General features: G+C 74.4%; 7 protein-coding genes, 1 tRNA gene and 1 other RNA gene. 6 read left to right on the plus strand and 3 right to left on the minus strand.

The window, feature by feature from the left end; all coding sequences use genetic code 11:
• The first annotated feature begins 37 nt into the window (after positions 1–37).
• Complete coding sequence (locus HDA34_RS05720; protein ID WP_041102771.1) at positions 38–934, plus strand: HAD family hydrolase; 897 nt, start codon at positions 38–40, stop codon at positions 932–934.
• 129 nt (positions 935–1,063) lie between these two features.
• Positions 1,064–2,779, plus strand: a complete 1,716-nt coding sequence (gene poxB / locus HDA34_RS05725) for a ubiquinone-dependent pyruvate dehydrogenase (protein ID WP_041102769.1) — start codon at positions 1,064–1,066, stop codon at positions 2,777–2,779.
• Positions 2,780–2,866: 87 nt separating this feature from the next.
• On the opposite strand, the gene HDA34_RS05730 is transcribed toward poxB, so the two are convergent.
• Both HDA34_RS05730 and HDA34_RS05735 read right to left on the minus strand, forming a co-directional pair.
• On the minus strand, positions 2,867–4,429 hold the full coding sequence (locus HDA34_RS05730; RefSeq protein WP_041102767.1) for an alanine/glycine:cation symporter family protein: 1,563 nt from the start codon (positions 4,427–4,429) through the stop codon (positions 2,867–2,869).
• 217 nt (positions 4,430–4,646) lie between these two features.
• Positions 4,647–4,732, minus strand: a tRNA-Ser gene (locus HDA34_RS05735).
• 155 nt (positions 4,733–4,887) lie between these two features.
• On the opposite strand from HDA34_RS05735, the gene ffs reads away from it, so the two are divergent.
• Positions 4,888–4,984: signal recognition particle sRNA small type (gene ffs, locus HDA34_RS05740), an RNA gene on the plus strand.
• A 17-nt stretch (positions 4,985–5,001) separates the two neighbouring features.
• Positions 5,002–5,988 carry a tRNA glutamyl-Q(34) synthetase GluQRS gene (gene gluQRS / locus HDA34_RS05745; protein ID WP_041102765.1) on the plus strand — a complete coding sequence of 329 codons (987 nt, stop codon included), beginning with the start codon at positions 5,002–5,004 and terminating at the stop codon, positions 5,986–5,988.
• 39 nt (positions 5,989–6,027) lie between these two features.
• On the opposite strand, the gene HDA34_RS05750 is transcribed toward gluQRS, so the two are convergent.
• Positions 6,028–6,693 (minus strand): malonic semialdehyde reductase, encoded by a 666-nt coding sequence (locus tag HDA34_RS05750; RefSeq protein WP_041102763.1) that lies wholly within the window; start codon positions 6,691–6,693, stop codon positions 6,028–6,030.
• Positions 6,694–6,771: 78 nt separating this feature from the next.
• Between HDA34_RS05750 and HDA34_RS05755 the strand changes: the two genes are divergently transcribed.
• Both HDA34_RS05755 and recR read left to right on the plus strand, forming a co-directional pair.
• Positions 6,772–10,257, plus strand: coding sequence for a DNA polymerase III subunit gamma and tau (locus HDA34_RS05755; protein WP_134376996.1), 3,486 nt, complete (start codon positions 6,772–6,774; stop codon positions 10,255–10,257).
• A gap of 115 nt (positions 10,258–10,372) precedes the next feature.
• A complete protein-coding gene (gene recR / locus HDA34_RS05760; RefSeq protein ID WP_002856659.1) occupies positions 10,373–10,972 on the plus strand; it encodes a recombination mediator RecR in 600 nt (199 codons plus the stop codon).
• Positions 10,973–11,003: the final 31 nt, after the last annotated feature.

The raw sequence follows: 11,003 nt of genomic DNA on the forward strand, positions 1-11,003 counted from the left end.
ATCGCGGGCACGGGCCACCGCGGCCTAGGGTGGGGGCATGCGCACTTCCTCCCCGATAGGACTCCTGCTGGACGTGGACGCCCCCGTGGCCTCCACCGAGACCCGGACCGTGCCGGAGGGGATCATCGACGTGCTCGTCCGCCTCGCGAGGCGCGGGGTGCCGGTCGGCTTCAACACGGGCCGCTCCACGGACTTCCTCCTGCACAACCTGATCGCCCCGCTGCGCGACGCGGGCCTCCCGGACGACGCTCCCTTCCACGCGATCTGCGAGAAGGGCGCCGTGTGGTTCCCGTTCTCCGCGGTGCCCTCCGGGGACCTGCCCGACGTCACCGTGGACGGCACCGCCCCGGACTGGCTCCGCACCGACCCGGACATGGCCATCGACGCGGACACCCGTGACGCGATCTGGGCCCTCAACGATGAGCGCGCCGGGGACCTGCAGTTCACCGACCGCACCAAGCTGGCCATGGTCTCCCTCGAGAAGACGGTCGGCGCCGACCAGACGGAGTACGAGCGGGTGCGCGACGACGTCGCCGCGGGCGTCGAGGATCTGCTCGCCGAGCGCGGACTCGCCGAGGAGGTGCGCGTGGCCCCCTCGGTGATCTCGGTGGACGTCGAGCACCGCTCCTCCGGCAAGGACCTGGGCGTCGAGCGCTGCTTCGACCTGCTGGCGGAGGCGGGCACCCCGGTGCCCGAACGCTGGCTCACCGCGGGCGACTCGCGCAGCGACTACGCCATGGCCGACCGGCTGCACGAGCGCGGACTGGCCGTGGAGCACATGGACGTGCGCCCCGCCGACGGCGTCCCCGAGAAGCCCTACGGCGTGGTGACGGCGGCGATCCTCGCCGAACGCGGCATCGGCGACGCCGAGGACGTCCACGAGCGGGCAGGCGAGTCCCTGCTGCGCTGGGTGGAGCGCGACCTGCTGCGCTGACCCGGCCGGACGCCCCCTCCGGGCGGCCGCCCCTCCCCGGGCCTGGACCTCGACCCCTAGCGTGGAAGGCAATGCCGCGCCCCTGCCGAAACCGGCCCGGGCGCCTCCCGACCAGAGAGAGGTTCCACCGTGGCCACCGTCGCCCAGAACATCGTCGAGACCCTCCACGCCTCGGGCGTGCGCCGCATGTACGGCGTGCCCGGGGACTCCCTCAACGGGCTGACCGAGGCCCTGCGCTCCCACGGCGGCATCCAGTGGGTGCACACCCGGCACGAGGAGACCGCGGCCTTCGCGGCCTCCGCCGAGTCCCAGCTCACGGATGAGCTCGCGGTCTGCGTGGGCTCGTGCGGTCCGGGCAACCTCCACCTGATCAACGGCCTGTTCGACGCCCAGCGCTCCCGCACTCCGGTGCTCGCGATCGCCGCGCACATCCCGTCGGAGGAGATCGGCTCGGGCTACTTCCAGGAGACCCATCCGCAGGACCTGTTCCGCGAGTGCTCCGTCTACGTGGAGCACGTCTCCTCGGCGGACCAGATGCCCCGCATGCTGCGCACCGCGATGCGGGCCGCCGTCGAGCAGCGGGGCGTGGCCGTGCTCGTGATCCCGGGCGACGTGGCCCTCACCGAGCTCTCCGCGAAGCCCGAGGTGATCCGTCACACGCCGTCCCGCGTCATCCCGGCGGACTCCGTGCTGCGCGAGGCCGCCGAGGCCCTGGACTCGTCCAAGCGGATCACCATCCTGGCCGGCGCGGGTGCGGCCGGCGCCCACGACGAGGTCGTGGCCCTGGCGGAGCGCCTGCAGGCCCCGATCGTCCACGCGCTGCGCGGCAAGGACCGGATCGAGTACGACAACCCGTATGACGTCGGCTTGACCGGCCTGCTCGGCTTCGCCTCCGGCTACCACGCGCTCAAGGAGGCCGAGACTCTGCTGATCCTCGGCTCCTCCCTGCCGTACCGGCAGTTCTACCCCGAGGACGCCACGGTCATCCAGGTGGACGTGCGCGGCGAGCAGATCGGCCGACGGGTGGCCGTGGACGTGCCGCTCGTGGGCGGCGTGAAGGAGACGGCCCAGGCCCTGCTGCCGCTGCTGCGCGGGAACTCGTCGTCGGCGTTCCTGGACAAGGCGCTCAAGCACTACGCCAAGACCCGCAAGGACCTCGACCAGCTGGCCTCCCCGGGACGCGGACGCGTGCATCCGCAGTACGTGGCCCGCCTCCTCGACGAGCTGGCCGACGACGACGTGGTGTTCCTGCCCGACGTCGGCTCCCCGGTGGTCTGGGCCTCCCGGTACCTGACGATGAACGGGCGCCGCCGGATCATCGGCTCCCTGTCCCACGGCTCCATGGCCAACGCGGTCACGCAGGCGGTCGGCGCCCAGGCGGTCGACCCCACCCGCCAGGTGGTGGCGATGGCCGGCGACGGCGGGTTGGCCATGATGCTCGGCGAGCTGCTGTCGTTCGTGCAGAACGACCTGCCCGTGAAGACGCTCGTGTTCGACAACGACTCGCTGAACTTCGTGGAGCTCGAGATGATGGCCGCCGGGTTCGTCCCCTTCGGGACGGACCTGCAGAACCCGGACTTCGCGGCGATCGCGGAGGCAGCCGGCATCAAGGGCTTCCGCGCGGACCACACGACGGACCTGCCTGCGGTGATGCGCGAGTTCCTCGCCCACGACGGGCCTGCGCTGCTGGTGGTCAAGACCGAGCGTCAGGAGCTGACGATCCCGCCGAGCATCGAGTTCGAGCAGGCCAAGGGCTTCGCGCTCTACGCCATGCGCACCGTCCTCGACGGCAAGGGCACCAAGCTGCTCGACCTCGCGAAGGCGAACCTGCGCCAGCTGTTCTGACCTGCCGCGCACGACGACGGCCCGGACGCTGGCGGCGTCCGGGCCGTCGTCGTGGTGGGGCGGGGAGGGCCCAGCCCCGCCGGCCCGTCAGGCGCGGTGGGCGCCGCCCTCGGTGACGATCGGGTGCTCGGCCGTGCCGGCGACGCCCTGGGTGATCAGGCCGTCGGCGCGGTGCTCCCAGAAGTCCGCGTTGCGGATGCCGAGCGGGCGCGGGTCGAACTGCGGGTCGAGACCCTGGCGCTTCTGTGCACGGTAGTCCTTGAGGGCCTTGAGGGCCGGGCCCTGCAGCACGAGGATGCCGAGGATGTTCAGCCAGGCCATGGAGCCCACGCCGATGTCGCCGAGGCCCCAGGCCGCACCCGTGGTGGCGACGGCGCCGTAGGCCACGGACACGAGGATCAGGGCCTGCAGGAAGCGCAGCACGACGCGGCGGACCATGCCGTTGCGCAGGTTGCGCGTGAGGAACACGAGGTTGACCTCGGCCATGTAGTAGTACGCCACGATCGTGGTGAAGGCGAAGAACGCGAGCGCCACGGCCACGAACGTGGGGCCGAAGCCGGTGAACATGGCGTCGAAGCCAGTCTGGACGAAGGCCGGGCCCTCGGAGGCCGTCGGCGAGACGATGCCCTCGAACAGCAGGCCGGAGCCGGACCCGTCCGAGTACACCCGGTAGGCGCCCGTGGAGATGATGATGAACGCGGTGGCCGAGCAGACGAAGAGCGTGTCGATGTACACGGCGAACGCCTGCACGAAGCCCTGCTTGGCCGGGTGCGAGACCTCGGCGGCCGCGGCGGCGTGCGGACCCGTGCCCTGGCCGGCCTCGTTGGAGTAGACGCCGCGCTTCACGCCCCACTGGATGGCGAGGCCGAGGATCGCGCCGAACACGGCGTGCACACCGAACGCGCTGGCGAAGATGGAGCCGAAGACCTCGGGGATCTGGTCGAAGTTCAGGAACAGCACGATCAGCGCGAGGATGATGTACAGCACGGCCATCACGGGCACCACGTAGACGGCGAACGTCGCGATGCGCTTCACGCCGCCCAGGACGATGAAGGCCAGCAGGATGACCATGGCCAGGGCCACGACCCAGGCGGGCACGGCCCACGCCTCGCCCACGGCCGCGGCCACGCCGTTGGCCTGCACGCCCGGCAGGAAGTAGCTGGTGGCGAAGACGGTGACGACGGCGAACAGGATCGCGTACGCCTTGAAGGCGGGGGCGGCGGCCGTGTGCTTGTAGGCCTTCTCCAGGTAGTACGCCGGGCCGCCGCGGTACTCGCCGGTGTCCGGGTCGCGCTCCTTGTAGATCTGGCCGAGCGTGGACTCGATGAAGGATGTGGCGGCGCCGAGCAGGGCCATGACCCACATCCAGAACACGGCGCCGGGGCCGCCGAACGCGATGGCCGTGGCGACGCCGCCGATGTTGCCCATGCCGACGCGGCCGGCGAGCGACATCATGAGGGACTGGAGGGACGAGGTGCCGTCCGCGGAGTCCTGGCCCTCGCGGAGCTGCTTCACCATGTCCGGGATGTTCACGAACTGCAGGAACATGGTCCGGATGGTGAAGTAGAGGCCGACGATCAGGCAGAGCCAGATCAGGGCCGGGGACCAGATGACGTCGTTCACGGCGGTGATGAGATCTGCGAAGGACATGGGGTCTCCAGATCGGGGTGGGGATGGCCGGTGCGGTGCGAGCTCCGAGCGGCGGCCGCCGGCGGTCCCGGACGACTGGGGAGAAGGATACGCGCAAATGTGACCCGCGTCTCGCATCCAGCGTGGCGGATCGGGAGTCCGGGCGCGCGGCCCGCGACGACAGCGGCCCCGGACATGCGAAAAGCCCCGGAACCACTGGGGTCCCGGGGCTTGCCCGCGGAGGATGGGGGATTTGAACCCCCGAGGGCTGTTAACCCAACACGCGTTCCAGGCGTGCGCCATAGGCCGCTAGGCGAATCCTCCTTGGTGCGCCCTCATGCGGCGGACCGCGCGAGGGCAGGCTCCATCATAACCAGATCGTCCTGGGCCGCGCCAATCCCCCGCGGGAGGCGAGGGCCCGGTCCGGGTCTCGCCGCGGCCCGAATCGCCCCGCCCACCGCCGCCCTGGTAGAGTCGTGGGCGGCCCCTCACGTGGTGTCATCTCGCTGAACTCCCCCAGGACCGGAAGGTAGCAAGGGTAGGTGGGCTCTGGCAGGTGCGTGAGGGGTCTTCACTTTCCCCCAGGAGATCCCATGCCCGCCGGACGCTACGCCCCCTCCCCCACGGGAAGCCTGCACCTGGGCAACCTGCGCACCGCGCTCGTCGCGTGGCTCGCGGCGCGCGCCACGGACCGCGCCTTCCTGCTGCGGGTCGAGGACCTGGACCGCGTCCGCTCCGGGGCCGAGGCTGACCAGCGGGCGGACCTGGCCGCCGTCGGGCTGGACTGGGACGCCGAGCCGGTGCGCCAGTCCGAGCGCACCGCCCTGTACGACGCCGCCGTGGCCGCCCTGCGCGCCGCGCACGGCACGGACGCGGTCTACGAGTGCTTCTGCTCCCGCAAGGACATCGCCGAGGCGACGTCGGCCCCGCACCCGAGGCCCGACGACGGTGCCCCCGCCTCCGGCGGCACCGTGCCGCTGCGTCCGCCCGGCTTCTATCCGGGCACCTGCCGCGGCCTGACCGAGGCCGAGCGGGCCGAGCGACGGCGGGTGCGCCCCGCCGCCCTGCGGATCGATGCGGCGAAGGTCGCGGGTCTGCCGGCGGGCGAGATCCCGCGCGCCACCGCCGTGGACGTGCTGCACGGCGAGGTCACGGGCCTGGTCGACGACCTGGTGCTGCGCCGGAACGACGGGGCGTACGCGTACAACCTGGCCGTCGTCGTGGACGACCTGGCGCAGGGCGTGGACCAGGTGGTCCGCGGCGACGACCTGCTCGACTCGGCCCCGCGCCAGCGCTGGCTGGCCGAGGCGCTGTGCGCCGCGCGCGGGGAGCCGACGCCTGCGGTGGAGTACCTGCACGTGCCGCTCGTGCTGAACACGGAGGGGCGGCGGCTGGCCAAGCGGGACGGCGCCGTGACCCTCAAGGACCTCGCCGCGCAGGACCCGGCGTGGACCCCCGAGCGGGTGCGGGACCGGCTGCTGGAGTCCCTCGGCCTGCCCGCGGGACCGCTGGCGGCCGCCGTGCCCGCGTTCGACCCGGCCGCCCTGCCGCGTGTTCCGTGGGTGTTCACCGGGCTCTGAGCGGGCCGGCGCCCTGGTCCGCCGCAGGCCCGGCCCCGGTCAGAGGACCTGGGCGGCCTGGTCGAAGTCGAGGCGGCCCTGGCGGGGCTGCTGCGCCTTCTCGTCGTCTGCGGCGGCGTGGCCCACGTTGATCACCAGGAGGGACTTCCAGGCACGGTCCGCATGGAACTCGGCGTCCACGGCGGCGGCGTCGAACCCGGCCATGGGGCCGACCTCGAGCCCGTGCGCGCGCAGGGCCACGAGCAGGTAGCCCACCTGGATGAGCGCGTTCGTGCGGCCCATCCCCTCGCGCATGCCCGGCTTGCCCTCGGCATCCTCCTCGAAGCCCTCCCGGAACGGGGCGAGGTGGCCCATGTGGCGGTGCCAGTCGAGGTCGTAGGAGGCGATCAGCGTGAGCGGGGCGCGCTCCGTCTTCTCCCGGTTGAACTCGATCATCAGTGGAGCCAGGCGGGCGCGGGCCTCGGGGCTGTCCACGACGTCGAGCCGCAGCGGCTGGTTGTTCATGGCGGTCGGCGCCCAGCGGAGGTCCGCGTAGGCCCGCTCGATCAGTTCGAGGTCGACGGGCTCGTCCGAGAAGAGCTGCGTCGTGTGGCGGTCCGCGAAGAGGCGGTCGATCTCGGCCTGACTCAGCGGTCCCGCGTCCGGGGCCGGCTGCGTGGGGTGGATCGTGTCCTCGGCGTCGGTGTGCATGTGCGTGGTGGTCATGGGCCAGGGAACGGGCCGGTGGGTGGGCGCATTCCCCGGCTCCCTTAGCCCGTCCGCCCGCCGGATAGGCTTTCGAGGGTGAGCACCGCCCTGTACCGCCGCTACCGCCCGGACCGTTTCGAGGACGTGATCGGGCAGGACCATGTCACGGTCCCGCTGCGCACCGCACTGGCGAAGGACCGCGTGAACCACGCCTACCTCTTCTCCGGCCCGCGCGGCTGCGGCAAGACCACGTCCGCCCGCATCCTCGCGCGCTGCCTGAACTGCGCCCAAGGCCCCACGCCCACGCCGTGCGGCGAGTGCGACTCGTGCCGGGACCTGGCCACCGGCGGGCCGGGCTCGCTGGACGTGCTGGAGATCGACGCGGCCTCGCACGGCGGTGTGGAGGACGCCCGCGGCCTGCGCGAGCGGGCCACGTTCGCCCCGGTCCGGGACCGCTACAAGATCCTCATCATCGACGAGGCGCACATGGTCACCGCGGCGGGCTTCAACGCGCTGCTCAAGATCGTGGAGGAGCCGCCGGAGCACCTGAAGTTCATCTTCGCCACCACGGAGCCGGAGAAGGTCATCGGGACCATCCGCTCCCGCACCCACCACTACCCGTTCCGGCTCGTGCCGCCGGAGCCGCTCATCGCCTACCTCGAGCAGCTGTGCGCGGAGGAGGGCGTGTCCGTGGAGAAGGGCGTGCTGCCGCTCGTGGTGCGCGCCGGCACGGGCTCGGTGCGTGACACGCTCTCCGTGCTGGACCAGCTGATCGCGGGTGCCCAGGAGGGCCAGGTCTCCTACGAGCTCGCGGTGAGCCTGCTCGGCTTCACCCCGGAAGCCCTGCTGGACGACGTGATCGACGCCGTCGCCGCGGACGACACCCCCACCGTATTCCGCGTGGTGGACCGCGTGGTGCAGTCCGGCCAGGACCCGCGCCGCTTCGTCGAGGACCTGCTGGACCGCTTCCGCGACCTCGTGATCGCCCGTGCCCTGCCGGAGGAGGCCGGGGCGATCCTGCACGGCATGCCGGAGGACCAGGTGCGGCGTCTGTCGGCGCAGGCCGCGCAGCTCTCCCGCGCGGAGCTCTCCCGCCTCGCGGACGTCACCAACCTCGCGCTGACGGACATGGTGGGGGCCACCAGTCCCCGCCTGCACCTCGAGCTGCTCATGGCGCGCCTGCTGCTGCCTGCCTCGGACGAGACGCACCGCGGCCTGGCCGCCCGCCTCGAGGCCCTCGAACGGCGCCTGGAGCTCGGTGGCGCCGCGCCCGTCGAGGAGGGCGCCCCGGAGGGCACGACGACGCCGGCCCGGTCCGGCACGCCCGCCGCGGACGGCGGCGGATCGGCCGAGAACGCGGAGGGCTCCGGCACTCTGACCGGTGCCGCGCTCGCCCGGGCCGCCATGCGGCGGCCGGAGGAGCCCGCGCCGACCGCGTCCACCGCCCCGCCGGAGCGCTGGACGCCGCCTGCCCCGCAGTCCGCGGCAGAGGCGCCGGAGGGGGACGCCGCCGCCGGGGCCACGGGGTCCGAGCGTCCGCAGCAGGCGCCGCAGCCCGGGCGGCCCGAACCGGCTGAGGTCGGGGCCCGTTCCGGGGACACGCGCCGCCCGGAGGCCGGGAGCCGCGCCGAGCCTGAGGGCCGGCCCGAGCCCGAGGGCCGGTCCCAGGCCCAGGAGCGCACCGGTGCCGCGCCGGCCCCCGCCCACGGGCCGGAGGAGACGGCCGCGCCGTCGAGCCCCACGCCCGCCCCGGCGGCGAGCCAGGTGGAGATGATCCGCCGGGCCTGGCCGGACATCCTCACGGCCCTCGAGGACGCCTCACGCCTGGTGTGGATGCTGGTGAAGGACAACGCGAGCGTCGCGGGCTACGACGGCTCGTTGCTGACGATCGGCTTCCAGCAGGACGGGCCCCGCCAGTCGCTGCTCGGCCGGGGCGGTGACCGCGTGCTCGGCGAGGCCGTCCACCAGGTGCTCGGCATCCGCCCGCGGCTCGATCTGATCCTCGGTGGGGACGCGCCGACCGGGGACGCCCGCGCACAGTCCGGCGCTCGCCCGGCCGGCCCGGCGCGGACGGACCGGCCTGAGCGTCCGGCCCCGCAGCAGGGCCGGCCCGACCGACCGACGGCGCAGCCGAACCGGCCCGCTCCGGCACCGGGGCAGGCCCCACGCGAGCCGGAGTCCTCCCGCCCCACCCCGCCGCGCTCCGCCGCACCCTCCACCGCGGAGGACGATCCGGCGCCGCCGGCCGCTCCGCCCCGGGCCACGCAGCAGCGTCAGACGCCGGAGCCGTCCCCCGCCTGGACGCCCGCGGCTCCCGCCACCTCCTGGGGGCCGGCGCCGACGTCGTCGACGACGCCCGCCCCCGCCCCGCCGGCGGACGGCTGGGGCGGCCCGGACGAGGAGCCGCCCGCCTGGGACGACGCTCCCCCGCCCGAGGAGGACCCGTGGGACTCGCTGCCCGCGTTCGACCCGGACGCGGAGCAGGACGACTCGGACGGCCCCGAGGGCTGGACCCCGCCGGCCCGCGACGCCGAGGAGCGGCCGGTCGGCGCCGCCGGCTGGGACGGCCCCGTGCCGTCGGTCGAGGACTGGGGGGCGCCGCCGCAGCCCGCGCCGGCCCCCGGCGGCGCCGCGCCGGAGGCCGGCCAGGGCCCCCCGGCCCGGCCTGACGCCCCGACCCCCGGCGAGAGCGAGCCGAGCGCCGAGGAGGTCCGTCGGGCCTACGACCCGGGGCCGCTGGTCCGCGAGGAGGAGCACTCGATCCCCGTGTTCGCCCGTCCGGAGGCGGAGCTGCGCGCGGAGTTCGCGAAGCGCTTCGGCGCGACCCGTCCCGCCGGCTTCGACGACGGCGCGGGCGCGGCCGCGGACGGTGACTCCGCCCGGCCTGCCACGCCGTCGCCCGCCCCGGACGACGACGCAGCGGCCACGGAGCGACGCGATCTCCACCCGGCCGCCTCGGGCGCCGGCCCGTCCTCGGACGAGGAGCGGCGCCCCACGGGCTCGCCCACGGCCGACGCGACCCCTGACCCGGGCGTGCCCGCCGACGACGCGGACGCCGCGCCGCGCGCGGCTGCCGGCCCGACCGGTTCGGACTTCCCGGGTTCGGGCCATCCGGCGAGCATGTACCCGCGGCTCATGGAGCGGCTGCGGGCCGGTGGGCCCCTCGAGCCTCCGGTGAACGCGGGCTCGGGCGGCGGCGGCGGGACGGGCGGCGGCCCCGGCGCTCCCGGTGGCCCCGACCCGGACGCCTCGCCGGGCTCCCCCGCCGGGGGCCGGCCGAGCGCGGCCTCGCTCGGGGCGCGCCCCGCCGACGTCGAGCCCGCCGGGGGAGCCTCGGCGCTGCCGTCGTTGGACGCGCGGGCCGCGGCCATCCGCGCCGCCCGCGAGGCCGCCCAGGGCCGCGGCCCGACCCGGCCCGCCGACACCGGCCCCGCCGCCCCGGCGACGTCCGGGGTGGGGTGGGAGGACGAGGTCGCCAGCGACGACGACGTCCCGCTCGAGGACTCGGGCCTCGTGGGCCGGGCCGTCGTCGAACGGGTGCTCGGCGGCCGCCTGCTCGAGGAACGCCCCAACGACGCCTGAGGCGAACGCGCCCGTACGCCGTCCGGGGCCGCGGGCATGATGGACGCGGCGCCGGACCACGGCGCCGCGTCGGGGCGCACGCCCCACGAGACGCACCATCGGACGAGGGAGACGGATGTACCAGGGCGCGGTGCAGGACCTGATCGACGAGCTCGGCCGCCTGCCGGGCATCGGGCCGAAGTCCGCCCAGCGCATCGCCTTCCACATGCTGGAGGCGGACCGGGAGGACATGCTGCGGCTCGCGGACGCCATCCGCACGGTCAAGGACAGGGTGCGGCTGTGCTCGGTCTGCTTCAACGTCTCCGAGGACGAGGTGTGCTCGCTCTGCCGGGATGAACGCCGGGACCGCTCCCAGATCTGCGTCGTCGAGGAGTCGCAGGACGTCATGGCCATGGAGCGCACCCGCGCCTTCCAGGGCCGCTACCACGTGCTCGGCGGGGCCATCAACCCGATCGCCGGCATCGGCCCCGAGCAGCTGCACGTCCGCGAGCTGCTCACCCGGCTGCAGGACGAGGCCGTGCAGGAGGTCATCCTCGCCACGGATCCCAACCTCGAGGGCGAGGCCACGGCCACCTACCTCGGCCGGCTCCTCGGCGCCACGGGCATCCGCGTCACGCGTCTGGCCTCCGGTCTGCCCGTCGGCGGGGATCTCGAGTACGCGGACGAGGTCACCCTCGGCCGCGCCTTCGAGGGCCGCCGCCTGATCAGCGGCTGACACGGGCCGGCGTCGAGCAGGCCCCGCCCGA

Origin of the sequence: Micrococcus luteus, assembly GCF_014138885.1 — a bacterium.
In the GTDB taxonomy this organism is placed as follows: Bacteria; Actinomycetota; Actinomycetes; order Actinomycetales; family Micrococcaceae; genus Micrococcus; species Micrococcus luteus.